This window comes from Limnohabitans sp., assembly GCF_040401135.1.
Classification (GTDB): domain Bacteria; phylum Pseudomonadota; class Gammaproteobacteria; order Burkholderiales; family Burkholderiaceae_C; genus Limnohabitans.
Window position 1 is genome coordinate 14,115 of the sequence record NZ_JBBAOV010000022.1, and the last position, 26,610, is coordinate 40,724.

Here is a 26,610-nt window from a genome sequence, read left to right on the forward strand (position 1 = left end):
ATGCCTACCGCACTCATCATCGGCGCGTCGCGCGGCATTGGGCTTGAACTGGTTCGTCAATATATGGCGGACGGCTGGCGCGTCATTGCTACCACGCGTGACGATGCGGGGCGCGACCGTGTGCAAGCCCTTGGCGCGCAATGTTTGCGCGTGGATGTGGCCAACCCCATCAGCGTCAGTTCGTTCGAGTGGATGCTCGATGGCGAAAAGCTTGACCTTGCTTTGTATGTGGCCGGCGTCATCGACCACAACAACGCCAGCACACCGCCCACGCAAGATGCGTTTGACCGCGTCATGCACACCAACGTCATGGGCGCGATGATGGTCATCCCGCAAGTCGCGCCTTTGGTCCAGGCGGCCGATGGTGTGTTTGCTTGCATCAGCAGCGTGATGGGCAGCTTGCAAGGCACGCGCAGCAGCGATGCCGCGTTGTACCGCATCAGCAAAGCCGCACTCAACATGGTGGTGCGCACCTCACAGCCCGAGTACCCAAGCGCTCGCATGGTGGCCATGCATCCCGGTTGGGTGCAAACCGAGATGGGTGGTGCCAATGCCACGCTCACGGTTGAGCAGGCTGTCACACGCATGCGCCAAACCTTGGCGCACATCACACCCAAACACGCGGGGCAGTTTTTGTCTTACGACGGCAGCACCATTGCTTGGTGATGCCTTTTACACATTCATTTCAAACCGGATAAAGCCATGTTGCTCACCCCCGACCAAACCATGATTCGCGATGCCGTGCGCGACTTTGCCCAACAAGAACTTTGGCCCAACGCCGCCAAGTGGGACAAAGAGCACACCTTCCCGCATGAGGTGCACAAGGGCTTGGCAGCACTCGGCGCCTATGGCATTTGCGTGCCCGAAGACTTGGGGGGTGCAGGTTTGGACTACACCACACTGGCCATTGTTTTAGAAGAAATCGCCGCAGGCGACGGCGGTACCAGCACCGCCATCAGCGTGACCAACTGCCCCGTGAATGCCATCCTCATGCGCTACGGCAACGCAGCACAAAAGAAGCAATGGCTCACCGAATTAGCACAGGGCAATATGCTTGGCGCGTTTTGTTTGACCGAGCCGCATGTGGGCTCTGACGCATCAGCCTTGCGTACTACCGCTACCAAAGAAGGCGATGAGTACGTCATCAATGGCGTGAAGCAATTCATCACCAGCGGCAAAAACGGCCACGTGGCCATCGTCATTGCCGTGACCGATAAAGGCGCTGGCAAAAAAGGCATGAGTGCCTTCATCGTGCCCACCCGTGCGTCTGGCTATAACGTGGCGCGCCTCGAAGACAAGCTTGGCCAGCACAGCAGCGATACCGCACAAATCAACTTTGACAACTGCCGCATCCCCGCCGAGAACTTGATCGGCGCAGAGGGCGAGGGCTACAAAATTGCCTTGTCTGCTTTAGAAGGCGGTCGCATCGGCATTGCCGCGCAAAGCATTGGCATGGCTCGCAGCGCGTTTGAAGCGGCCTTGCAATACAGCAAAGAACGTGTCAGCTTTGGCACCGCCATCTTTAACCATCAAGCTGTGGGTTTTCGTTTGGCCGATTGCGCCACACAGCTCGAAGCCGCACGACAGCTCATGTACCACGCGGCTGAGTTGCGCGATGCTGGCTTGCCCTGTTTAAAAGAAGCCGCCATGGCCAAACTCTTTGCCAGCGAAACCGCAGAGCAGGTGTGCAGCATTGCCATTCAAACCTTGGGGGGCTACGGTGTGGTGAGCGACTTTCCTGTGGAGCGTATCTACCGCGACGTGCGCGTGTGCCAAATTTACGAAGGCACCAGCGACGTGCAAAAAATCATCATTCAACGAGGATTAGCCTAATGTCTTTCGCCACCACCCACACCGCCACATTGCTGAAATACGGCGGCATCAGCTTCATTGCGGGCGCTGTCAACCACGGCATGTTCAGCGAAAGCCGCTCGCTCATCACCGCTGCTTTTGGCGTGTGTTTTTATTTGCTCGGTTCGTGGCTAGAAATGCGCTTGCAAGATACCCAGCGTTTGAGCTGGGCCGATGTGCTGGGCGTGGGCATTGTGTCGTCTATCGGTCTGGGCTTTTTCACCGGCGGCTTGCAGCATTTTCCTGATTCGCCCGATCGCAGTGTGTGGGCGGTGCCCTTGGGGTTTGCCTTGAGTTTGCTGGCCATGTACTACATGGATTGGCGCACGCGCATGTCGGTCAATCGCCTTATCACCTATGCCTTGTTTTCTATTGCGGTCGTCTCCGCTTGCTCGGCCTTGGCGTGGACGCAACTGGTGGGGCAGGCGGGCGATGGCCACGGCCACTCACATGGCGAGGCTGCCTCGAAGCAAGATGCGCACAACAGCACCGGCGCTAGCGCAGAGACCATTACTCGCACCGTGACGGTTACGTTGAGCGACGACATGCGCTTCACCCCCGCCAACTGGCAAGCCACCTCGGGCGAAACCGTCCGCATCCAGCTCGTGAATGCTGGAAAAGTGCGCCACGAGTTCATCATCGGCACCGAGGCCGAGTTGCAAGCCCATGCCGAAGAAATGAAAAAGCCAAACTCGGGCCACCACCACCACGCCAGCAACGCGGTGAGTGTGGCCGCCGGAACCAGGGGCGAGCTGGTGTGGACCTTCACCGATGCTGGTGTGTTGCATATCGCCTGCTTTGAGCCAGGCCATTACGACGCAGGTATGCGTGGCACGATTTCGGTGTTGCCTTAATTTTTAGGCTCGATTTCGCGGCTCGCGTTGCATGACGATTGTTAAGGTGCGTTTGCACGCGTGCCGGCGCTTTGTCTGAAGGACTCGGGCGCTTTGCCCGTCCAACTCTTAAACGCCCGCATAAAACTTTTCTCGTTAGAAAAACCCACCTCGGTGGCAATTTGCTTCAGGGGCTTTGTGGTGCGCAGTAGCAGCACGCGTGCGCGTTGTTCTCGCACGCTGTCTTTGAGTTGTTGCAGGCTCGCGCCTTCTTCTTGAAGTTGGCGGTGCAGCGTTCGGACCGACATGTTGAGCCATGCGGCCAAGTCATCTGCATTTCGGCTGTGTTCGGGGTGCTGGGCCAAGGTTTGTCGCACCTTTTCGACCAACAAGCGGTCGCGCCGATAGGGGCGCACGGTCAGTAGCAGGGCGCGTTGCAGCATCTGCTGCAGTGCCGCTTCGTCTCGGCGTACGGGTAGGTCGAGGTAGCCGGCGTCAAATTGCAAGGCGTTTTCGCTGGCCTCAAAGGTGGTCGGGCCATCAAACAACACGCGGTAGCTGTCGCAGTGCGCGGGCGGAGCAAAGCGCAAGTGTGTTGCCATTAGCGGAATGCGTGAATCGGTCAGCCAGCACGCGACGCCCAAGGCGTTGCGCAGCACCGATACCAAGCAGAACTCTCGAAAGACGCCTAGGTCTTTCATCTCGTCTAACTGCAAGGTGGCGATGCCGTTGCGCTCGGTCAAGCTCAGACGAATGTCACCGGTCAACAAGCCGTGGTGTCTGCACCAACGATTCAGAGCCACACCCAGCGTAGGTGAGGTGAGCGAGGCGCGCACCAACATGCCGTAACTGCCCCACGGCAAGCGGCGACTGAACCAGCCTAGGCCTTCGTCGTCCAGCTCTTGCATGGCAATGCCCGAGATCAGCTCCATCTGCATGGCGGTCACACGGGAGGTGTTTTTCTTTAGAAGTTTTGGCTCGATTTGTGCCTTTGACAGGGCTACGTCCATACGCAAACCTCGTTGCGCATAGGCGGCGGCGATGGCTTGTATAAACGCAATCGGCGTCTCTGTGCGGCCATGCAACAGGGAGGTCGGTGGGGTCGTTTGGTCGGGTAGCATAAGATTTCATAATTGTGGCAGGATTTGCAACCCATGTGGCGCACCTGTATGCGCTAAAGGGCCTAAGCTCAGACCCTACAGAAGGACAGCCCCATGACCGTTTTGCACACCCAACTCAACCCACGCTCTGCTGATTTCGTGGCCAACGCAACCGCCATGCGCACCGTGGTGGATGACCTGAAGGCCCGCCTGGAAAAAATCGCTGTCGGTGGCGCTACAGAATCAAGCAGGGCAGCGCGCGCAAAACACGTCGCGCGCGGCAAGCTCTTGCCCCGTGACCGTGTGCAAATGTTGCTCGACCCAGGCACGCCGTTTTTAGAAGTGGCCCCACTCGCCGCACTCAACATGTACAACAACGACGCCCCGTGTGCAGGCTTGATCGTGGGCATTGGTCGCGTCAGCGGTGTGGACTGCATGATTGTGTGCAATGACGCCACGGTGAAAGGCGGCACGTATTACCCCCTCACCGTGAAAAAGCATTTGCGTGCCCAAGAAATCGCACAGCAAAACAACTTGCCATGTATTTACTTGGTCGACTCGGGCGGGGCCAACTTGCCCAACCAAGACGAGGTGTTCCCGGACCGTGACCACTTTGGCCGCATCTTCTTTAACCAAGCCAACATGAGCGCGCAAGGCCTCGCACAAATCGCGGTGGTGATGGGGAGTTGCACCGCCGGCGGTGCGTATGTGCCGGCCATGAGTGACGAAACCATCATCGTCAAAAATCAAGGCACTATTTTCTTGGGCGGTCCACCTTTGGTGAAAGCGGCCACTGGCGAAGTGGTGACGGCCGAAGACTTGGGCGGTGGCGATGTACACACGCGCCTCTCGGGTGTGGCCGACCACTTGGCGCAAAACGACGTGCATGCGCTGGCGTTGGCGCGTCAAAGCGTGAAGAATCTCAACTCTCAAAAACAGCCCAACATCGCCACGCACACACCGGTCGCCCCCCATTACGACGCGCACGAGTTGTATGGCGTCATCCCGACCGACACGCGCAAACCGTTTGATGTGCGCGAAATCATTGCGCGCATCGTGGATGCGTCAGAGTTCGATGAATTCAAAGCCCGCTTTGGCACCACGCTGGTGTGCGGCTTTGCGCGCATCGAAGGCATGCCTGTGGGCATCATTGCCAACAACGGCATTTTGTTCAGCGAGTCCGCATTGAAGGGCACGCACTTCATCGAGCTGTGTTGCCAACGCAAAATCCCGCTCGTGTTTTTGCAAAACATCACCGGCTTCATGGTGGGCCGCAAGTACGAGAACGAAGGCATTGCACGCAACGGCGCGAAGATGGTCACCGCCGTGGCCACGGCCGCCGTCCCGAAGTTTACAGTCATCATTGGCGGCAGTTTTGGGGCGGGCAACTACGGCATGTGCGGTCGGGCTTTTAGCCCCAGATTTTTGTGGATGTGGCCGAATGCGCGCATCTCGGTGATGGGCGGCGAACAAGCGGCTAGCGTGTTGGCCACGGTCAAGCGCGACGGCATTGAGGGCAAAGGCGGCCAGTGGAGCGCCGAAGAAGAGCAAGCCTTCAAAGACCCGATTCGCCAACAGTACGAAGAGCAAGGTCACCCCTATTTCGCCACCGCCCGACTGTGGGACGACGGTTTGATTGACCCCGCAGACACACGCCGCGTGTTGGCTTTGGGTTTGAGTGCGTCGTTGAATGCGCCCATCCCCGATACCAAGTTTGGTTTGTTCCGCATGTGATGGAGATTTACAAATGAACGCAGCTTCAAACTCCGCGCTGACCATCACCCACCACGGCGCTGTGCGCACCATCACGCTTTGCCGCCCCGATGTGCGCAACGCCTTCAATGACGAAGTAATTGCCGAATTGAAAACAGCTTTCATCGAGGCTGGCCTTGCCGCCGATGTGCGCTGCGTGGTGTTGGCCGCAAAAGGCCCCGCATTTTGCGCAGGTGCTGACCTGAACTGGATGCGCCGCATGGCCGACTTCACGCGCAGCGAAAACTTGGCCGACGCAGGCCAACTCGCCGCCATGTTGCGTGCGATTTATGAATGCCCCAAGCCCACCATCGCTCGCGTGCAGGGCGATGTGTTTGCCGGTGGCGTGGGTTTGGTCGCTGCGTGCGACATGGCCGTGAGCGTGGACACCGCCACCTATTGCTTGAGCGAGGTCAAGCTCGGACTGATTCCCGCCACCATCAGCCCCTACGTCATCCGCGCCATGGGCGCACGCGCGTCGCATCGCTACTTGTTAACGGCTGAGCGTTTCAGCGCGGCCGAGGCGCATCGCATTGGCTTGGTGCACGAAGTTGTCGCCGCTGATGCCTTAGATGCCAAAGTGGCCGAGCTGGTGCTAGCCTTGGTAGCGGCCAGCCCGAGCGCGGTACGCGCCTGCAAACGTTTGGTGCAAGACGTGGCTGAGCGAGAGATAGACGACGCCTTGGTGGCGCACACCGTGGCGTGCATTGCCGATATTCGCGTGAGTGCTGAAGGCAAAGAGGGCGTGCAGTCGTTCTTGCAAAAGCGCAAACCCAACTGGCTTTTGAAGTGACCTACGCCGCTTGACCTTCGCAATTACATGCTTCGCCTTGAATTTAGAAAGACACACTGTCATGTTTAAAAAAATCCTCATCGCCAACCGTGGCGAAATCGCTTGCCGAGTTGCAGCCACAGCAAAACGCTTGGGGCTAAAAACCGTGGCCGTGTATTCAGATGCAGACGCGCAAGCCAAACATGTGCAGGTGTGCGACGAAGCGGTGCACATTGGCGGCAGCGCACCCAAAGACAGCTACTTGCGTTGGGATCTCATCTTGCAAGCAGCCAAGGACACAGGCGCGCAAGCGGTGCATCCAGGCTACGGCTTTTTGAGTGAGAACGAAGAATTTGCCAAAGCCTGTGCAGCCGCAGGCTTGGTTTTCATTGGACCGCCCGCGTCGGCCATTCAAGCAATGGGCCTCAAAGCGGCGTCCAAACAATTGATGGAAAAAGCAGGCGTGCCTCTGGTGCCCGGCTACCACGGTGCCGATCAAGACCCCGTTTTGTTGCAGCGCGAAGCTGACCTCATTGGCTACCCCGCGCTCATCAAAGCCAGTGCGGGTGGTGGCGGCAAAGGCATGCGTGTGGTCAACAGCAGTGCCGAGTTTGCTGATGCATTGGCCAGCTGCAAACGCGAAGCCATCAACAGCTTTGGCGACGACGCGGTGTTGATTGAGAAATACGTGCAACGCCCACGCCACATTGAAATTCAAGTGTTTGGCGATACCCATGGCAACTGCGTTTATTTGTTTGAGCGCGATTGCTCGGTGCAGCGCCGCCACCAAAAAGTGTTGGAAGAAGCGCCCGCGCCCGGCATGACCGAAGCCTTGCGCAAACAAATGGGCGAAGCCGCTGTGGCCGCCGCCAAAGCCGTGAACTATGTAGGTGCAGGCACGGTGGAATTCATCGTCGAGCAAACGGGCTATGACAGCCCTGAGTCCATGAAGTTTTTCTTCATGGAGATGAATACGCGCTTGCAGGTGGAACACCCCGTGACCGAAGCCATCACCGGCCTCGACTTGGTGGAGTGGCAGTTGCGCGTGGCCAGCGGCGAACCGCTGCCGTTGCAGCAAAGTGATTTACGGATTCACGGCCATGCCATTGAAGCGCGCATCTGCGCCGAGAACCCCGACAACAACTTTTTGCCTGCGACAGGCACTTTGGTTGTGTATCGAAAGCCAGCTTGCAGCAGCTTTGAAATTTCGAGCGTCAGCGGCACGGGCGCCAAAGTGCGCATCGACGACGGCGTTCGTGAGGGCGACAGCATCAGCCCGTTTTACGACTCCATGGTGGCCAAGCTCATCGTGCACGGCGACACGCGCGCGCAAGCGCTGGCGCGTTTGGATGAAGCCCTCTCGCAAACGCGCATCGTCGGCTTGACCACCAATGTGCAGTTCTTGCGACACATCATCCGCACCGATTCATTCGCCACGGCCAAGCTCGACACTGCGCTGATTCAGCGCGAAGAAAAAGCTTTGTTTGCGCAAGAGCCATTGGGTTTGGTGCTGACCGCAGCATCGGTGGTGGCCAACACACTGCACCGAGAGACGGCCTTGAAAGGCAACGACCCCTTCAGCAGCCGCGACGGCTGGCGCGTCTATGGCGTGGCCACGCGCAACTTTAGTTTTGTGTTTCATGGCGATGCGCACGCCGCCGTGTTGACCTATGCGCACGATGGCAGTTTGCAACTGTGTGTCGCCGATGCGGATGGCGAAGTGGCAGGTGCCTTGGCCTACCGCGAGGGCGGTGATGCGTTGCACATCAGCTTCGCAGGCCAGCACGCCCGCGTGCAAGTGTTTCACCACAACGATGGACACCAAGACGTGGCCCATGTGTTTGCACCGCAAGGCGCCACCCGCATCACCGTGGTCAATGCGCTCGACCACGCAGGCGAGGTGCAAGAGGTAGGCGGCCGCTTGACGGCGCCTATGCCCGGTAAGGTGGTGTCGTTTGCAGTTGCCGTAGGTGACAAAGTCAAGGCCGGTCAGCCCTTGGCGGTCATGGAAGCGATGAAAATGGAGCACACCCTTGCCGCCCCCGCGGATGGTGAAGTGCTAGAACTGCTCTATGCGCCCGGTGACCAAGTGGCCGAAGGCGAAGAGCTTTTGAAATTGAAAGTGTGACCATGTTGAAATCGTCTTTGCCACATCGTGTGCGTTTGATTGATGTGGGCCCGCGCGACGGCCTGCAAAACGAAAAACAACCAGTGCCCGCCGCTGTCAAGGTGGAGCTGGTGCACCGCTTACAAGCGGCTGGTTTGAAAGAAATTGAAGTCACCAGTTTTGTATCGCCCAAATGGGTGCCGCAAATGGCCGATAACGCCGAGGTCATGGCGGGTATCCACCGCCAGCCGGGTGTGAGCTACTCGGTGCTGACGCCTAACCTGCAAGGCTTTGAAGCTGCGCTCAAAAGCAAGCCCGACGAAATCGTGGTGTTTGCAGCGGCCAGCGAAGCATTTAGCCAAAAGAACATCAACTGCTCGATCGAAGAAAGCATTGCGCGATTCGCGCCCGTGGTCAAAGCCGCGCGTGAAGCAGGCATTGCGGTGCGCGGTGCGATGAGCTGCACCGTGGGCTGCCCGTATGAAGGCGATGTTGCGCCCGAGCGCGTGGGCTACTTGGCGGGCTTGATGAAAAGCATCGGCATTCAGCGCGTGGACGTAGCCGACACCATTGGCGTGGGTACGCCGCGCAAGGTGCAAGCCGCCATGGAGGCCACGCTCAAACACTATGCGCTCAACGATGTGTGCGGCCATTTTCACGACACCTACGGCCAAGCCCTGGCCAACACCTTGGCCGCCTTGCAAATGGGCGTGTGGAACTTTCAGTCGTCGGTGGCAGGCCTGGGCGGCTGTCCTTATGCCAAAGGCGCCACGGGCAACGTGGCCACTGAAGACGTGGTCTACCTGATGCACGGCATGGGTATTGACACAGGCATTGACCTTGATAAGTTGATCGACGCGGGCGTGTTTATTAGCGAGGCCTTAGGCCGCAAACCCAATTCCCTCGTGTCACGCGCGGTCTTGAACAAGCGTGCGACTTAAGCTGGCGCTGTTCGTTGACAATTCGTCTCTATGTTTGATCGTCTTCTCTCTTTGAAAGCTCGACTTTCGCCCGATGAGCTGCGTTTGCAGCAGACGGCTGCGCGCGAGCTGAAAAAAGAAGAAACACCGCTTTCGCCCTGTATCTCCGTGTGTCGCATGTCCGATCAGACGGGCTTGTGCGAAGGGTGTTTTCGCACCCTCGACGAAATCACTGGCTGGGGCCATTGCCCCCCAGAGGCTAAGCGCGACATGTGGCGTTTGATTCAACAGCGCCTGCAAGCCAAACTGCAGGCTTGATTGCTGAGAGAATCGGCCATGAAAACCATCGTTTGCCACCTCGATTTCATTTCGCCCTATGCCTATCTTGCATTTCAGGCGCTGCCCAAAAGCCTGATGGGTGTGAGCCACCGCATGGTTTACAAGCCTGTGTTGTTTGCGGCAATGCTCAAACACCACGGCCAGTTAGGACCTGCTGAAATTGCAGGCAAACGTGAGTGGACGTATCGCCAAGTGCTTTGGCAAGCCAAGCAACTGGGCGTGCCGTTAGACATGCCGCAATCACACCCGTTCAACCCGCTGGCTTTGCTACGTTTGGCTGTGGCCTGCAGTGATGAGGGTGAGCCGAATCGCTTGGTGTGCGAAACCATCTTCAAACATGTATGGCAGGGTGGTGCCGCAGCCGATGACGTTGCGCGTTTGCAAGCCCTCGCGCAACAGCTGGCGCCCCAACGCTTGGTGGACGCATCGGATGTGAAAGATCAGCTCAAAACCAACACCGAAGAAGCGATTGCGCGCGGTGTGTTTGGCGTGCCTAGCTTCTGTGTGGACGACAAAGTCTTTTGGGGTTTAGATGCCTTACCCATGTTGCGTGCCTATCTTGACGGAGATCAATGGTTTGACTCTGCATGGAACATGGCTGCAAGCATTCAGCAAGGCGTGAAGCGTTGAATAGCCTCGTTGCTATTTTCAATGCCATATGCCTAACGCTTTTCATTTTTCCGCCTCCCCGTTTGACTGCCTAACAACCGACGAGCAACGACTTGTGCGCGACAGCGTTGACGTGGCGTACTACCCTGAGGGCGCATCCATCCTCGATGTGGGCACCGCCCCTACACACTTGTTTGTCATCATCAAAGGCTTTGTCACGCAGTACGAGGGCGATGAGGTGATCACCACCTACGGCCCTGACGACACCTTTGACGGACGTGGATTGGTGGCAGGCAAAACCAGCAACCGTTTTGTGGCGCAAGAGGAAGTGGTGTGCTACCAACTGGCACGTCAGACGGTCACCGATCTGATCGCCAGCAACGCCACTTTTGGCGCCTTGTTGTTCTCGGACTTGAGCAACAAGCTCAACGCGTTGTCGCAGCGCCAAAGTCAGCATGAGCTGCAGTCGCTCACGCTCTCGCGAGTGGACGAAGCCTTCGTCCGTCAAGCGCATTTTGTGGACATGGATGCCGATGTGGTGTCAGTGGTCAAGGTCATGCAAGAGCAGCGCACCAAGTGTGTGTTGGTCCGTGACCGCACAGCCCGGCCTGAGCGTTTGGGCATGTTTACTGCCTCCACTTTGCAGCGCGCCATTTTGAACGGCGCTCCGCTGGATCAGCAAAAGGTGGGTGATCTTGCCAATTTTCAACTCATCTTGGTCAAGCCGGCGGATCAAGTGGGCGATGCCTTGGCCTTGTTGCAGCGCCACCGGGTGCACCGCTTGGTGGTCATAGACGGCGCTCAAGTGGTGGGCGTGCTCGAAGCCTTGGACTTATTTAGTTTTTTGTCTAACCACTCGCATCTCATCACGGTGCAGGTGGAGGCTGCCACCGATATCAATGGTTTGGCGCAAGCCGCGACCCAAATTACCCGCATGGTGACCACGCTGCACCGCAGCGGCACACGCGTGAGCTTGATTGCTCGCTTGGTGCAAGACTTGAACGCGCGTTTGTTTGAACGCGCGTGGCAACTCATCGCGCCCGCAGACTTGGTCGCCAACAGTTGCTTGTTTGTGATGGGCAGCGAAGGGCGAGGTGAGCAGCTGCTTAAAACCGACCAAGACAATGGCCTCATCTTGCGCGATGGCTACACGCCACCTCACAACTTCGAAGCCATTTGCCAAGACTTTTCGAATGCCTTGACGGCATTTGGTTATCCCGAATGTCCGGGCCACATCATGGTGAATAACCCGTTGTGGCGCAAGACCTCCTATGACTTTGGGCAAATGGTGCAGCAGTGGTTGCTCATGCCCGATGCCGACAGTCTGATGAACTTGGCCATCTTCTTAGACGCCCACCCCGTGTGTGGCGATGCGCATTTGCTGCAGTATGCCCAGCAAGCACTGATGCGTTTGGCCACCGACAACGACGCCATGCTGGCGCGTTTTGCTGCGTCCATCGACGCCTTTGGTAACAGCCAAGGATGGTGGAACCGTTTGTTGGGGCTAGACGGCCAAAAAGGTTTGCACCTCAAAAAAGAAGGCATTTTTCCCTTGGTGCATGGCGTGCGCAGCTTGGCCTTGGCGGAACATTTGCAAGAGACCAGCACCACGGCCCGTATCGATGCATTGGTGGCTAAAAGCGTCATTACCCCAGCGCTGGGAGCCGACCTCACGCAGACCTTGCATTTCTTAATGGATTTAAAGCTCAAAGCGGGCGTGACCGAAATGGAAACGCAGCACGCGGTGTCGGGTTTGGTCAATGTCGCCAAGCTCACCACGCTAGAGCGTGACTTGCTCAAAGATGCGTTGGGCGTGGTCAAGCACTTCAAAGTCTTGCTGCGCAGCCGCTTCAAACTTGACACGCTTTGATGAAGTCGCTGATTTCCCCCGCTCGTTGGTGCTCGTCGCTGAGGCGCGAGTGGCTCATCTACCACTTGGGCCTGCCTGAGTTTCGCTTCATGTTTGACACGTCACCGCCTAACGAGTGGGTGTCGTTGGACTGCGAAACCACGGGGTTGAATGTGAGCTCAGATGAAATCATCTCGATTGGGGCGGTCCGCATTGTGGGCAACAAAATCATGGCCAGCGATCGCTTTGAAGTGCTGGTGCGCCCTGAACGCGGGGTGTCAGCTGACAGTGTGCGCATTCACCGCTTGCGCGAACAAGACGTGGCGCAAGGCCTGCCTGTGGATGAAGCCATGAAGCAGCTCTTGCGTTTTATTGGCAGTCGTCCGTTGGTGGGCTACTTTTTAGAGTTCGATGTGGCCATGCTCAACCGTGCCATTTGGCCCATCTTGGGGCAAGGCTTACCGCAGCCCAAGATAGAAGTGTCGGCCTTGTACTACGACCATAAGTTTCGTCAAATGTTGCCCTACGAGCAGCAAACCAACCCGAACATCGATTTGCGATTCGCCACGCTTATGTCTGATCTGGATTTGCCAATGCGTGATGCGCACGATGCGTTGAACGACGCTGTGATGGCGGCGATGGCGTTTATTAAGTTGCGTCATTTGCGGGGTTCTTGAGTTTTTAACTTCCCTTCTTTGGTTCGCGAGGTGGGGTAGACAAACACGGCTTACATCGCTTCGCGACGAATGGCGCCGTTTTTGCCTATCCCACCTCGCTTTCGCTTGTGAGCGAGTGAAGTGATGTGTGTCACTCACACACCTAAGCCGTCGAAGAAAAAAGGGCAGACGTAAAAAAACCGAGCACGAATGCTCGGTTTTTGTTGACTGAGCCCCGAAGGACTCAGTGGCCAAGGTCTTAGTGACCTGAAGCGCCCGATGCGCCGTAGCCAGTTTCTGAACGCACTTGCTGCGCAGGGAACGCAGCACGTTCTTTCTTGGCTTGTTCGCTGTTGTCCAAGATGGAGAACAACCAAATGCCCACAAAGCCGATGGTCATAGAGAACAGGGCGGGTGAAGCATAAGGGAACCAAGCTGAACCTTTGGGGTTGCCCAGTGTGGCTTCCCACACAGAAGGCGACACCACGGTCAGCGCGACCGAAGAGATCAGACCCAAGAAGCCACCAATGACGGCGCCACGAGTCGTGCAATCTTTCCACAGCACAGACATGAACAACACAGGGAAGTTAGCCGACGCAGCAATCGCGAAGGCCAATGCCACCATGAAGGCAATGTTTTGCTTTTCGAACGCAATACCCAAGGCCACAGCAACGACGCCGAGCACCAAGGTGGTGATGCGAGACACGCGCAGCTCTGAGGCGCTGTCAACGTTGCCCTTCTTGAACACCGTGGCGTACAAGTCGTGTGACACAGCCGATGCGCCTGACAAGGTTAAGCCAGCCACCACAGCCAAGATGGTTGCGAACGCTACAGCAGAGATGAAGCCGTAGAACACGTCGCCACCAACAGCTTTTGCCACCAACACAGCAGCCATGTTGGCCGTACCTGCGCCGCCATGGATAACGCCGGTCGCGATGTTAGCCATCTCGGGGTTGGTCAAGACCAAGGTGATCGCGCCAAAACCGATGATGAAAATCAACACGTAGAAGTAGCCGATCCATGTGGTTGCCCAGAACACAGACTTGCGAGCTTCTTTGGCGTCAGGCACCGTGAAGAAGCGCATCAGGATGTGTGGCAAGCCAGCTGTACCAAACATCAAAGCCATACCGAAGGAGATGGCAGAGATAGGGTCTTTGATGAAGCCGCCTGGGCCCATCAATGACAAGCCGACTTTGGAGGGGTCAATCGCATCAGCTTTTGCAATAGCAGCGGAGGCTGCGGCAATGGCTTCAGGGGTTGCAGCAATCGCTGCTGAGGCAGCGGCGGCAGCCATGGCTGCGTCTTTGCCTGTTTGTGCGATGGCTGTTTTCACGGCCACGCCTTGCGTGAACAAAGCTTCAGGGCTGAAACCGAATTGCGCCAAGACCATAAAGGCCATAAAGGTTACGCCAGACAGCAACAAGCAGGCTTTGATAATTTGCACCCATGTCGTGGCAGTCATGCCGCCGAACAACACGTACACCATCATCAACGCGCCCACGATGACCACGGCCATCCAGTATTCCAAGCCGAACAACAACTTGATGAGCTGGCCAGCGCCAACCATCTGTGCGATCAGATAGAACGCCACCACTACCAAAGTGCCAGAGGCAGCAAAGGCGCGGATGGGGGCTTGCTTGAAGCGGTAGCCTGCCACGTCGGCAAAGGTGAACTTGCCCAAGTTACGCAGACGCTCGGCCATCAAGAAGGTGATCACAGGCCAGCCGACCAAAAAGCCGATGGAGTAGATCAAGCCGTCATAGCCCGACGCCATTACAGCCGCGGAAATGCCGAGGAAGGAAGCAGCAGACATGTAGTCGCCCGCAATGGCCAAACCGTTTTGGAAGCCTGTAATGCCGCCACCGCCGGTGTAGAAGTCAGCCGCTGATTTGGTTTTGGAGGCGGCCCATTTTGTGATCCAAAGTGTGCCTGCCACAAACGCGGCGAACATGCCAATGGCTGTCCAGTTGGTGGTTTGCTTGGCTGTGTCGCCTACATCGCCACCGGCAGCCATAGCTGCGCCGCATGCGGCCAAAGCCAGCAGTGCAGTGAAGAGAGTCGTGATTTTTTTCATTTTGTAGCGTCCTCCAAGATTTCCTTGGTCAACTTGTCGTACTCGCTGTTGGCGCGGTTCACGTAGATGCCGGTGATCACGATGGTGAACACGATCACGCCCATGCCCAGGGGAATACCCACTGAGGTAACGCCTGCACCGATAGGTTGTGCGAGGAAAGGTTTGTTAAATGCAATCAATGCGATGTAGCCGTAGTACACGGCTAACATCAACACAGCGAGGAGCCAGCCGAAGCCGCCGCGCTTAGCGCGCAGCTCTTTGTATTTCGGGTGGTTCTGGATCTTGTCGACCACTGGATCACTCATTGTTTTTCTCCCGTTTGGAATATCAAAAAAACGCAAGAAGGATGGTTCCTTCGTTGACCGGGTCATTGTGGAAAGGTGTACTGACCAAGCCCTTACGCCCCTTGTGGTTAAAAAAGGGCTTTTACAGAGGGAAACGCTTTAAAAGTAAGACCAATTTCATGGGTGTAAACACTTAAGCTTTTAGGACTGTTTTCGAACAGTAAATACTGCGTTTTCTCAAAGTTTTTCGTATCCAGAAAAAAACACAAAGGGTTACTACTGTGTTTTGTAATGGCCGCGCTTTTGAGTTGGGGTTTTGCGTGAGGACTTTGTCAGAAAGCAGTCAGCAACCCCCAAGATAGTTGCCCCGCACAGCGCCCATGTCAGGGTGTTGGGAAAACAGTCTAAGGAGACAAAACACATGGCAACACTAGACGTCGCTGAAGCTAATCGCCCGATGACGGGTGAAGAGAAGAAAGTGATCTTCGCTTCTTCATTGGGTACCGTTTTTGAGTGGTACGACTTTTACCTTTACGGTTCGCTCGCTGCAATTATTGCGAAGCAATTCTTTAGCGGCTTGGATGAAGGCTCTGCGTTCATCTTTGCTTTGCTGGCCTTTGCTGCCGGCTTCATCGTGCGCCCTTTTGGCGCGATCATTTTCGGCCGCTTGGGCGACATGATCGGCCGCAAGTACACCTTCTTGGTGACCATCCTGATCATGGGTGTTTCCACCTTCATCGTGGGTATCTTGCCTAACTACGCCAGCATTGGTGTAGCCGCTCCCGTCATCCTGATCTGCTTGCGTTTGCTGCAAGGTCTGGCTTTGGGTGGCGAGTATGGTGGTGCAGCTACATACGTGGCCGAGCATTCCCCCATGGGTCAGCGTGGCGCTTACACAGCTTGGATTCAAACCACCGCAACTTTGGGTTTGTTCTTGTCGTTGATGGTGATTCTGGGTACACGTACCTTGATCGGCGAAGAAGCCTTTGCTGATTGGGGCTGGCGCGTGCCGTTCCTAGTGTCCATCATCATGTTGGCGATTTCTGTCTACATCCGTTTGTCGATGAACGAGTCACCTGCTTTCGTGAAAATGAAAGCTGAAGGCAAAACATCTAAGGCGCCTCTGACCGAAGCTTTCGGTGAATGGAAAAACCTGAAGATCGTTATCTTGGCCTTGTTTGGCTTGGTCGCAGGTCAAGCGGTGGTGTGGTATTCGGGTCAGTTCTACGCATTGTTCTTCTTGACACAAGCGTTGAAAGTGGACGGCGCAACTGCCAACATCATGGTCGCGATTTCGTTGATTATTGGCACACCGTTCTTCGTGGTTTTCGGTACTTTGTCCGACAAGATTGGCCGCAAGCCTTTGATCATGTTGGGCTGTTTGTTGGCCGTGCTGACTTACTTCCCTGTGTTCGAAGCACTGACCAAGGCTGCTAACCCAGACTTGTACGCTGCGCAACAAAAGAACAAAGTGGTTGTGACATCAGATGCCAACGAGTGTTCATTCCAGTTCAACCCCACAGGTACTTTGAAGTTCACCAGCTCATGCGACATCGCTAAGCAAGTGTTGGCTTCTAGCTCTGTGAGCTACGAAAACGTGGCTGGTGCAGCTGGTACAACCGCCACCATCAAAATTGGTGAGACAGAAATCGTGGGTTACAGCTCTAAGGGCTTGCCAGCTGATGAAGCCAAGGCTAAGTCTGCCGAGTTCCGCAAGGCCGTGGCTGATGCTTTGAAGGCTGCTGGTTATCCTGCCAAAGCCGACATGGCCAAGTTTGACAAAGTTACTGTTGTCATCATCTTGACCTACTTGGTGATTTTGGTGACCATGGTTTACGGTCCTATCGCCGCGATGTTGGTGGAAATGTTCCCCACACGTATCCGTTACACATCTATGTCACTGCCTTATCACATCGGTAACGGTTGGTTCGGCGGCTTGATGCCCACCACCGCCTTCGCGATCGTGGCGCAGACCGGCAATATGTACAACGGCTTGTGGTACCCCATCATCATTGCAGGTATGACCTTTGTCATCGGCATGATCTTCGTTCGCGAAACCAAAGACGTTGACATCTACGCCAACGACTAAACCTGTCAGCAACCTAGGGCGACCTGGGTGCTACATTGAAGCCCTCCCTGATGGAGGGCTTTTTACTGATTTCGGAGATTTGATATGTTGAAAATTTTTCTCGGCTTTGTGGTCTTTGCTGCCATGGCCATGTTTGTGATCATGCAAGGCGGCGACAGCTTGGACATGAGTGGCGAAAAGCATGGTGCTGATGCGGTGCATGCACCTGCTGAAGTGGCTTCAATTGCTGCGTCTGGCGCATCTGCAGATGCTTCTGCTGCCAAGTAATTTTTAGTTACTTTGCGCAGTCAAGACGCCACGGCTGGTCCGTGGCGTTTTGCTTTGGCAATGACCCGTCACACATGTGGGCCTGTGCGAATCTTTAGAATATTTGCCACACTCTCAAAGGCTCCGCCATGACAGGCACCATCCGCATCCGTGGCGCACGCCAGCACAACCTCAAGAACTTAGATTTAGACATTCGTACCGGTGAGCTCACGGTGGTCACCGGCCCCAGCGGGTCGGGCAAATCAAGTTTGGTGTTTGACACCCTCTACGCCGAAGGCCAGCGCCGCTATGTGGAAACCTTCAGCGCTTATGCCCGTCAGTTTTTAGACCGCATGGACCGCCCCGCCGTCGACAAGGTGGAAGGCGTGCCACCCGCGATTGCGATTGACCAAAGCAATCCCGTCCGCAGTTCGCGCTCCACCGTGGGCACGATGACCGAGCTCAACGACCACTTGAAGTTGCTCATCGCGCGCGCGGGTCATTTGTTCGACCGGCAAACCGCACAACCTGTGCAGCACGACACGCCGCAAACCATTTATGCCGAACTGCAACGCCGTTGCGCTGAACTTCCGCAAGACCCGCGTCTCATCATGACCTTTCCTGTGGAGTTGCCAGCCAACACCACGTCTGCCGAGATCGAGCAGTGGCTGAGCGCAAGCGGCTTTACCCGCATCCACGCCGAACGTGAGTTGGCCACGCCCACAGGGCCACGCAAATTGCTGGATGTGGTGGCCGACCGCTTTAGGTTGAGTAACACCGAACAAGCCCGTGTGGTGGAAGCGATTGAGCTGGCCATCAAGCGCGGCGGTGGTCGGTTAAATGTGTATTGGCAAGACGTGGGGGCTGCCCCCCATTCTTCAGGCGCTGAAACCAGTTTTTCACTCTGGCGCTTCTCTACCGGGCTGCATTGCCCCGACAGCGACTTGCGCTACAGCGACCCCATCCCCTCGATGTTCTCTTTTAACTCGGCGGTAGGCGCGTGCGAAACCTGCCGAGGGTTTGGTCGCGTGATTGGCGTGGACTACGGGCTGGTGATTCCGAATGACAAGCTCACTTTGCGTGCTGGCGCGATCAAAACTATTCAAACCCCAGCGTGGGTTGAAACGCAAGAAGACCTGATGCGTCACGCCGAAGCCGAAGGTATTCCGCGCGACACGCCTTGGTACAAGCTGAGCCAAGAGCACAAGGACTGGGTCATTCACGGCTCGCCTTTGTGGAAGGGCAAATGGAACCACCAGTGGTACGGCGTCAAACGATTCTTTGAATACTTAGAAACCAAGTCGTACAAAATGCACATCCGTGTGCTGCTGTCTAAATACCGCAGCTACACCACGTGCGGCACTTGCGCTGGCGCACGCCTGAAGACCGACAGCTTGCTGTGGCGCATCGGCTCCAAAGTACATGCCGACGTGGTGCTGCCACCCGATAAACGCTTCATGCCTCATGGGGCGCAATGGACCCGAGCCCAACTCGAAGTCATGCCTGGCCTGTGCCTGCATGACTTGATGCGTTTGCCCATAGACAAGCTCCACCAGTTTTTTAATGCCACGCAGGTGGATGTGGCGGGCGCCGATGCGCAAGCTCTGCATTTGCTGATGGACGAAATTCGCACACGCTTGAAATACCTCAGCGACGTGGGCATTGGTTACCTCACGCTGGACCGACAAAGCCGCACGCTCAGCGGCGGCGAGGTGCAGCGCATCAACCTCACCACGGCACTTGGCACTTCGTTGGTCAACACCTTGTTTGTGTTGGACGAGCCCAGCATTGGCTTGCATCCGCGCGACATGAACCGCATCAACCAAGCCATGCTGCGTTTGCGCAACGCAGGCAACACCTTGGTGGTGGTGGAGCACGACCCTGCCGTGATGATGTGCGCCGACCGCATCATCGACATGGGCCCTGGCCCCGGTGTGAAGGGCGGGCAAATTGTGTTTGACGGCACAACCGAAGCCTTGAAATCAGCCGACACACTCACGGGCGCGTATTTGGGCGCACGCAAAACTATTGGCCTAGGCCTCAAGCGCGTGGTGACCGACAACACGCCACGCCTAATTTTGGAAGGCGCCCGCGAACACAACCTGCAAAACCTGAGCATCGAGTTTCCCTTGCAACGCTTGGTGTGTATCACCGGCGTCAGCGGCTCGGGCAAATCCACCCTCATTCAAGACGTGCTCACGCCCGCCTTGCTGCGTCACTTTGGCCGCGCCACAGAAACGCCAGGCGCACATGACCGTTTGCTGGGTGCTGACTATCTCAGCGACGTGGTATTTGTGGACCAGTCCCCCATCGGCAAAACCGCACGCTCCAACCCCGCCAGCTACGTGGGCGCATGGGACGCAGTACGAGAAATTTTTGCTGTCGCACCCTTGTCCAAACAACGCGGCTACACCGCCTCCAAGTTCAGCTTCAACAGCGGCGATGGCCGCTGCCCCACCTGCGGTGGTTCAGGCTTTGAGCACGTTGAAATGCAGTTCTTGAGCGACGTGTATTTGCGTTGCCAAGACTGCAATGGCCAACGCTACCGTCCAGAAATCCTAGAAGTCCGCATCGAACGCGAAATTCGCAATGGGGCAGCGCGTGCAACGTCTTGCTCCTCTTCGCTGCGCTCAGAATGTCGCGGCGACGTCACCCCCACTGCCCCATCGCGAATTTCGCTCAACGTGGCGGATGTGCTTGAGTTGACAGTTGGGGAGGCGCTGGAGATTTTTGCCAATGACCGTGAAGTGGTGCGCGCCCTGCAACCCATCGTCGACGTCGGCTTGGACTATGTGAAGCTCGGCCAGCCGGTTCCGACCTTAAGCGGCGGCGAGGCACAACGCCTGAAGCTTGCTGGCTTCTTGGCCGAAGCCGCCAAAGCCAAAACATCAAGCAGGCAATCGCTCGCCAAAAAGGGCGTGTTGTTCATGTTCGACGAGCCCACCACGGGGCTGCACTTTGACGACATCGCCAAGCTCATGCGTGCCATGCGCCGCTTGCTGGAAGACGGCAACTCGCTCATCGTTATCGAACACAACTTGGATGTGATTCGTGCCAGCGATTGGTTGATTGACCTTGGCCCCGAAGGAGGCGACGCCGGTGGTTTCTTGGTGGCCGAAGGCACGCCCGAAGAGGTGCGTTTGCACCTCACCTCGCACACGGGCAAAGCCCTGCGCGACTACGCCGCGTCGATGGGCGTGGTGTATGAGATTGATGGCGAGAAAGCCTCTGCTGGGCTGCTGGCCGCTGAAGACACCGCTCGGTTTGCCAAGGCTGCGCGTGGCGCGTCTGTGGCCGATGGTGCGATTCAAATCATCAACGCCAAAGAGCACAACCTCAAAAGTTTGAGCGTCAACATTCCGCGCGGCAAGTTCAACGTCATCACGGGCGTGTCGGGCTCGGGCAAGTCCACGCTAGCGTTTGATATTTTGTTCAACGAAGGACAGCGACGGTATTTAGAAAGTCTCAACGCCTACGCCCGCAGCATCGTGCAGCCTGCCGGCCGCCCCGAAGTGGATGCGGTGTATGGCATTCCGCCCACGGTGGCCATTGAACAACGCTTGAGCCGAGGTGGTCGCAAGTCCACTGTAGGCACGACCACCGAGGTGTGGCATTTCCTGCGCTTGTTGTACGTCAAGCTCGGCACACAACATTGCACTCACGATGGTGCGGCAGTGCAGCCGCAAACCGCAGAGCGTATTGCTGCTCAGCTGATGCGCGAATTCAAAGGTCAGCACATTGGGCTGATGAGCCCGCTGGTGATGAACCGCAAAGGCGTGTACACCGAGCTGGCCGATTGGGCGCGCCCACGTGGCTACACCCACTTGCGCGTGGATGGCCACTTTTTGCCCACCAATGGCTTTCCGCGTTTGGACCGTTTCAAAGAACACACCATCGAGTTGCCAATCGCCAGCCTAGAGGTCTCTGCGCAAAACGAAGTGGCGCTGCGCCAAGCACTGACCACCGCGCTGGAGCACGGCAAAGGCGTGGTGCATGTGTTGAGTCAGCTCGACGGTTTGCGCGAAGCCATGGAAGCAGGCACAGAGACCAACAGCATTGGCCGCTTGGATGTGTACTCCACCAAGCGCGCCTGCCCCGTGTGCGACACCTCGTATGCCGAGCTGGATCCGCGCTTGTTCTCTTATAACAGCAAACACGGCTGGTGCAACGACTGCGTGGGCACCGGCGTGAAGCTCAACAAAGACCAGCGCATGGTGCTGGACGATTCGGTGCGTGACGACAAAGACAAAGGCCGCGAACAAACTTTTGCCGAACCCGATGTGGACGATTTGGTAGACGTGGCTTGCCCAAGCTGCGAAGGCACACGCCTCAACGCCACAGCTCGTGCCGTGAAGTTTGCAGGCGTCGGCATCACCGACATCGCACGCTTGAGCGTGACCGAGATTCGCAAGTGGGTGGAAAAGCTGGCCATGACGGGCCGCGATGCCGACATTGCCCGCGATTTGTTGCCAGAAATCAAAAGCCGTTTGGAGTTCTTAGAGCAAGTGGGGTTGAACTACCTCACGCTTGACCGTGGAGCGCCCACGCTCAGCGGCGGTGAAGCACAACGCATTCGCTTGGCGGCGCAGTTGGGCAGCAACTTGCAAGGCGTTTGTTATGTGTTGGACGAGCCCACCATCGGCTTGCACGCACGCGACAACCAAATTTTGTTGAACGCCCTGCATTTGCTCAGCGAGAAGGGCAACACCTTGGTGGTGGTGGAGCATGACGAAGACACCATTCGCCGTGCGGACCACATCATCGACATTGGGCCTAGCGCGGGTAAGCGCGGCGGGCGGTTGGTGGGTGAGGGGTCTGTGAAGGACATTACCGACCAAGCGGAATCGCAAACGGGTCGGTATTTGTTGCATGCGATGCGGCATCCGTTGCAGGCGCGTCGGCCTGTTACCTCACTCGCTGCGGAGGACGAGGCATTGCCGGGCTCCTCATGCGGCGAGCCAAAATCGTCACCCGGCAACGCCTCATCCTCCTCCGAGGGGTTGGTTCTTAACTGGCTGTCGTTAGAAGGCGCTTCGCTGCACAACTTGAACGACGTGAGCGTGGATGTTCCACTCAAACGTTTGGTGGCGGTGACGGGTGTGTCTGGCTCAGGCAAGTCCACGTTGGCACGAGATGTGTTGTTGCACAACGTAGCCGCAGCTGTGGCGCAGCGTTCAACGCAGGCGGGCCGCAAGCTTGACGACGAAGGTAAGCATCCTGCATGGGTGGGTTGCACGGGCTTAGACGGTTATCAAACCATTGACCGTGTGTTGGAAGTGGACCAAACGCCGATTGGCAAAACGCCGCGCAGCTGCCCCGCAACGTACATTGGGTTTTGGGACACGATTCGCAAACTCTTCGCCGAAACCTTAGAGGCCAAAGCCCGTGGCTATGGTGCGGGGCGCTTCAGCTTCAACACCGGCGAAGGCCGCTGTCACACCTGCGAAGGCCAAGGCTTGCGCACCATTGAGATGAGCTTTTTGCCCGATGTGAAAGTGCCGTGCGAAACCTGTCGCGGTGCACGCTTCAACCCCGAAACATTGGCGGTCAGCTGGCGCGGAAAAAGCATTGGTGATGTATTGCAGATGGAGGTCGACGAGGCGGTGGCGTTCTTTGCCACCATGCCCAACATCGCGCATCCGTTGCAACTTCTCAAAGACGTGGGCTTGGGCTACCTCACCTTGGGTCAGCCCTCACCCACGCTCAGCGGCGGAGAGGCACAGCGCATCAAGCTGGTGACCGAGCTCAGCAAAGTGCGTGACGACGTGACCCGCCGTGGCAACAAAGCGCCGCACACCTTGTATGTGTTGGACGAACCCACGGTCGGTTTGCACATGGCCGATGTGGACAAGCTCATTCGCGTGTTGCACCGCTTGGTCGATGGGGGCCACAGCGTGGTGGTGATTGAGCACGACCTCGATGTGGTGGCCGAAGCCGATTGGATCATTGACCTCGGCCCAGAGGGGGGCGATGGCGGTGGCTTGATCGTGGCAGCGGATACACCCGAGGCGGTGGTGGCTTTGGGCACGCACACCGGTGTGGCTTTGGCGCATGTGCTAGCTCGAGCCTGATGCGTGCAACGCGAAGAGAGGCTCAGTGGTGTTGCCCGTAGCGACATTCTGAGCGCAGCGAAGAGGAGCCTAGGGCAATGCCACTGAGCCTCTCTTCACTACAAAATCAGCCAGCCTTAGACAACGCCAACCCCGCATGCTCTCGCAGCGGATGGAAGTGAATCTTAGGAAACCGCTCTTGCGCCAACCGCACGTCATAAGGCGAGGTGCACAGATACGCCAAGGTGTTGGCCGCGTCCAACGCCATGCGCTGTGGGTACGCGTAGTTGAACTCGCGCAGCTCTGTCGGTGTGTCCGCGGTGATCCAACGCGCACCGGTGTACTGGCAGCTCTCTAGCTTCACATCGCAGTCGTATTCGGCTTTCAAGCGGTGTTGCACCACTTCAAACTGCAACTGGCCCACGGCACCCAGCAGCATGGCGCCACCGGCTTCGGGTTTGAACACCTGAATCGCGCCTTCTTCACCCAACTGGTCCAAGCCTTGTTGCAGTTGTTTGGTGCGCAATGGGTTTTTCAAAATCACGGTCATGAACAGCTCAGGGGCAAAGAACGGCAAGCCGGTGAATTGCAGTGCGGGTCCATCAGTGATGGTGTCACCCAGCTGCACACCGCCGTGGGTGGTGAAGCCGATGATGTCGCCCGCGTAGGCTTCTTCCACCGCCTCGCGACGCTGTGACATGAACGTCACCACGCTGGTGGGGCGCAACTCTTTGGCGGTACGTTGCACCTTGAGCTTCATGCCGGGGGTGAACTTGCCCGAGGCCACACGCACAAAGGCAATGCGGTCGCGGTGGTTGGCATCCATGTTGGCTTGCACCTTGAACACCACGCCCGCGAAGCCTTCGTCTTCGGGCTGAATGGTCTTCTCCACCGTTTGGTGGTTCACGACCAAGTGGCTCAAGCGGGGGCGCGGCGCGGGAGCGAGGTCGACCAAGGCGTCGAGCACCTCCATCACGCCAAAGTTGTTCACGCCCGAGCCAAAGAACACGGGGGTTTGTTTGCCGGCTAAGAAGGCCTCTTTGTCAAACGTGGGGGATGCGCCGGTGGCCAGCTCCATGCTTTCCATGGCGGAGACCCACTCTGCGCCAAAGCGTTCGGCGAGGAACGCTTGCTCGGTGAGCGCGTGTGTTTCAAAGTCTTGTGGCAAACGCTCGCTGCCGGAGTCAAACACGGTCATGGCTTGCGTTCGCAAGTTGATGATGCCGCCGAACAATTTGCCTTGGCCCACAGGCCAAGTCATGGGCACGCAGGGCATGCCCAGTTCGCGTTCAACTTCGTCGAGGATGTCGAGGGGGTCGCGCACTTCGCGGTCCATTTTGTTGACGAAGGTGATGATGGGGGTGTCGCGTTGACGGCAGACCTCAATCAAGCGACGGGTTTGCGCCTCCACACCGTTGGCGGCGTCAATCACCATCAAGGCCGAGTCGACGGCGGTGAGCACACGGTAGGTGTCTTCCGAGAAGTCTTTGTGGCCGGGGGTGTCGAGCAGGTTGATCACGCGGTCGCGGTAAAGCATCTGCATGACCGACGAGGCCACCGAGATGCCGCGCTGCTTTTCAATCTCCATCCAGTCTGAAGTGGCGTGGCGGCTGGCTTTTCGGCCTTTCACAGCGCCCGCGATTTGGATCGCGCCTGAAAACAGCAGCAGCTTTTCGGTGAGCGTGGTTTTACCCGCATCAGGGTGAGAAATGATGGCAAAGGTGCGGCGGCGGCGCACTTCGTTCAAAAAGGAGCTCATGGGGTCTATATAAAAGGGGTTGCCTAGAAAAATGGCAAAACAAGGCGGGAATCATAGCGCTGGGCCCGTGGCGAAGCAGGGTTTTTAGAAGTTCGTTTAAAATCTTGACTATCCGAGGAGCGCTGCAGCCTGTCGGCCCGCAATGGGTTGATTCACAGGTGAGGCTCGGACTGCCAACCGCGCTCACCCACTAGTCGACGTGAGGTGAGCTCCTCGAAGATTTCTTCGGACTCCCAGATGACGCTCACCGCGCGTCGCTAGTGGCTCTGCCAACTTTTGGAGTCTCACAAATGAACGCTGTTCTTAAAACCAACGCTGCCGCTGATTACATCGTGGCTGACATGTCTTTGGCCGCTTGGGGCCGCAAAGAAATCAAAGTCGCCGAAACCGAAATGCCCGGTTTGATGGCCATTCGCGAAGAATTCGCCAAAGCGCAGCCTTTAAAAGGCGCTCGCGTGACGGGTTCTTTGCACATGACCATTCAAACGGCCGTGCTGATCGAAACCTTGAAGTCTTTGGGCGCTGACGTGCGCTGGGCTTCTTGCAACATTTACTCGACCCAAGACCACGCCGCGGCTGCTATTGCTGATGCTGGCATTCCTGTGTTTGCCACCAAAGGCGAAACCTTGGCAGAGTACTGGGACTACACCCACCGCATCTTTGAATTCGGTGCCAAAGGCGCTGAAGGCGAAGGCCCCAACATGATTTTGGACGACGGCGGCGATGCCACGTTGTTGATGCATTTGGGCAAGCGCGCTGAAACCGACGCGTCTTTGATCGCCAACCCGACCAGCGAAGAAGAAACGTGTTTGTTCAACGCCATCAAAGACAAGTTGGCCATTGACGCAACTTGGTACAGCCGCAAGGGCGCGCACATCATTGGCGTGACCGAAGAGACCACCACCGGCGTGTTGCGCTTGAACGAAATGGCCGCCAAAGGCAGCCTGATGTTCCGTGCCATCAACGTGAACGACTCGGTGACCAAGAGCAAGTTTGACAACCTCTACGGCTGCCGCGAATCTTTGGTGGACTCCATCAAGCGCGCCACCGACGTGATGATCGCTGGCAAAGTGGCTTGCGTGGCCGGTTACGGCGACGTGGGCAAAGGTTCTGCCCAAGCCTTGCGCGCTTTGAGCGCCCAAGTGTGGGTGACCGAAATCGACCCGATCAACGCCCTGCAAGCCGCGATGGAAGGCTACAAAGTGGTCACCATGGAATACGCGGCTGACAAGTGCGACATCTTCGTGTCGGCCACCGGCAACAAGAACGTGATCCGCTACGAACACATGGCCGCCATGAAAGACGAAGCCATCGTTTGCA

Annotated in this window: 19 protein-coding genes and 1 riboswitch; of the genes, 15 read left to right on the forward strand and 4 right to left on the reverse strand. The window is 57.1% G+C overall.

All coding sequences use genetic code 11. The features are described 5' to 3' along the window. The 3 genes from ABWP81_RS07610 to ABWP81_RS07620 are packed head-to-tail and all read left to right on the forward strand — an operon-like array spanning position 1 to position 2,705. On the forward strand, positions 1–666 hold the full coding sequence (locus ABWP81_RS07610) for an SDR family oxidoreductase (protein WP_353140800.1): 666 nt from the start codon (positions 1–3) through the stop codon (positions 664–666). 36 nt (positions 667–702) lie between these two features. Next, complete coding sequence (locus ABWP81_RS07615; protein ID WP_353140802.1) at positions 703–1,833, forward strand: acyl-CoA dehydrogenase family protein; 1,131 nt, start codon at positions 703–705, stop codon at positions 1,831–1,833. Further along, positions 1,833–2,705: a cupredoxin domain-containing protein gene (locus tag ABWP81_RS07620; RefSeq protein ID WP_353140804.1), complete on the forward strand. Its 873-nt coding sequence runs from the start codon at positions 1,833–1,835 to the stop codon at positions 2,703–2,705. Before ABWP81_RS07615 ends, ABWP81_RS07620 begins: the two co-directional genes overlap by 1 nt. Before the next feature lie 41 nt (positions 2,706–2,746). Here the strand turns inward: ABWP81_RS07620 and ABWP81_RS07625 are convergent, their stop codons facing one another. Next, the gene (locus ABWP81_RS07625) at positions 2,747–3,805 is read right to left on the reverse strand and encodes an AraC family transcriptional regulator (RefSeq protein WP_353140806.1); all 1,059 of its coding nucleotides are present in this window, start codon (positions 3,803–3,805) and stop codon (positions 2,747–2,749) included. Positions 3,806–3,898: 93 nt separating this feature from the next. Between ABWP81_RS07625 and ABWP81_RS07630 the strand changes: the two genes are divergently transcribed. The 8 genes from ABWP81_RS07630 to ABWP81_RS07665 all read left to right on the forward strand — a co-directional run bounded on the left by ABWP81_RS07630 (position 3,899) and on the right by ABWP81_RS07665 (position 12,809). Continuing rightward, entirely contained in the window at positions 3,899–5,518 is a 1,620-nt protein-coding gene (locus ABWP81_RS07630) for a carboxyl transferase domain-containing protein (RefSeq protein WP_353140807.1), read from the forward strand. A 13-nt stretch (positions 5,519–5,531) separates the two neighbouring features. Beyond that, complete coding sequence (locus ABWP81_RS07635) at positions 5,532–6,329, forward strand: enoyl-CoA hydratase/isomerase family protein (RefSeq protein WP_353140809.1); 798 nt, start codon at positions 5,532–5,534, stop codon at positions 6,327–6,329. A 61-nt stretch (positions 6,330–6,390) separates the two neighbouring features. After that, a complete protein-coding gene (locus ABWP81_RS07640; protein WP_353140811.1) occupies positions 6,391–8,436 on the forward strand; it encodes an ATP-binding protein in 2,046 nt (681 codons plus the stop codon). 2 nt (positions 8,437–8,438) lie between these two features. Next, positions 8,439–9,356 (forward strand): hydroxymethylglutaryl-CoA lyase, encoded by a 918-nt coding sequence (locus tag ABWP81_RS07645; protein WP_353140813.1) that lies wholly within the window; start codon positions 8,439–8,441, stop codon positions 9,354–9,356. A gap of 30 nt (positions 9,357–9,386) precedes the next feature. Beyond that, complete coding sequence (locus tag ABWP81_RS07650; protein WP_353134346.1) at positions 9,387–9,653, forward strand: DUF1289 domain-containing protein; 267 nt, start codon at positions 9,387–9,389, stop codon at positions 9,651–9,653. Positions 9,654–9,671: 18 nt separating this feature from the next. Beyond that, a complete protein-coding gene (locus tag ABWP81_RS07655) occupies positions 9,672–10,304 on the forward strand; it encodes a 2-hydroxychromene-2-carboxylate isomerase (protein WP_353140815.1) in 633 nt (210 codons plus the stop codon). A gap of 28 nt (positions 10,305–10,332) precedes the next feature. Continuing rightward, on the forward strand, positions 10,333–12,153 hold the full coding sequence (locus ABWP81_RS07660; protein WP_353140817.1) for a DUF294 nucleotidyltransferase-like domain-containing protein: 1,821 nt from the start codon (positions 10,333–10,335) through the stop codon (positions 12,151–12,153). Next, positions 12,153–12,809, forward strand: coding sequence for a 3'-5' exonuclease (locus ABWP81_RS07665; protein ID WP_353140819.1), 657 nt, complete (start codon positions 12,153–12,155; stop codon positions 12,807–12,809). Before ABWP81_RS07660 ends, ABWP81_RS07665 begins: the two co-directional genes overlap by 1 nt. Positions 12,810–13,047: 238 nt before the next feature. On the opposite strand, the gene ABWP81_RS07670 is transcribed toward ABWP81_RS07665, so the two are convergent. After that, the gene (locus ABWP81_RS07670) at positions 13,048–14,862 is read right to left on the reverse strand and encodes a cation acetate symporter (RefSeq protein ID WP_353134358.1); all 1,815 of its coding nucleotides are present in this window, start codon (positions 14,860–14,862) and stop codon (positions 13,048–13,050) included. Continuing rightward, the gene (locus tag ABWP81_RS07675; protein ID WP_353134361.1) at positions 14,859–15,167 is read right to left on the reverse strand and encodes a DUF485 domain-containing protein; all 309 of its coding nucleotides are present in this window, start codon (positions 15,165–15,167) and stop codon (positions 14,859–14,861) included. Before ABWP81_RS07675 ends, ABWP81_RS07670 begins: the two co-directional genes overlap by 4 nt. Positions 15,168–15,567: 400 nt before the next feature. Here ABWP81_RS07675 and ABWP81_RS07680 point away from each other — a divergent pair, with 400 nt between their 5' ends. From ABWP81_RS07680 to ABWP81_RS07690, 3 genes are all read left to right on the forward strand, one after another. Continuing rightward, positions 15,568–17,235: an MFS transporter gene (locus ABWP81_RS07680; RefSeq protein WP_353140821.1), complete on the forward strand. Its 1,668-nt coding sequence runs from the start codon at positions 15,568–15,570 to the stop codon at positions 17,233–17,235. An 84-nt stretch (positions 17,236–17,319) separates the two neighbouring features. Continuing rightward, the gene (locus ABWP81_RS07685) at positions 17,320–17,502 is read left to right on the forward strand and encodes a hypothetical protein (protein ID WP_353134367.1); all 183 of its coding nucleotides are present in this window, start codon (positions 17,320–17,322) and stop codon (positions 17,500–17,502) included. 128 nt (positions 17,503–17,630) lie between these two features. Beyond that, positions 17,631–23,552 carry an excinuclease ABC subunit UvrA gene (locus ABWP81_RS07690; RefSeq protein ID WP_353140823.1) on the forward strand — a complete coding sequence of 1,974 codons (5,922 nt, stop codon included), beginning with the start codon at positions 17,631–17,633 and terminating at the stop codon, positions 23,550–23,552. Positions 23,553–23,658: 106 nt separating this feature from the next. On the opposite strand, the gene ABWP81_RS07695 is transcribed toward ABWP81_RS07690, so the two are convergent. After that, positions 23,659–25,290 (reverse strand): peptide chain release factor 3, encoded by a 1,632-nt coding sequence (locus ABWP81_RS07695; protein ID WP_353140825.1) that lies wholly within the window; start codon positions 25,288–25,290, stop codon positions 23,659–23,661. A gap of 108 nt (positions 25,291–25,398) precedes the next feature. Next, positions 25,399–25,482, forward strand: a riboswitch (S-adenosyl-L-homocysteine riboswitch). 98 nt (positions 25,483–25,580) lie between these two features. Here ABWP81_RS07695 and ABWP81_RS07700 point away from each other — a divergent pair. After that, the coding region (locus ABWP81_RS07700; protein WP_353140827.1) for an adenosylhomocysteinase at positions 25,581–26,610 on the forward strand (1,030 nt) is incomplete at its 3' end.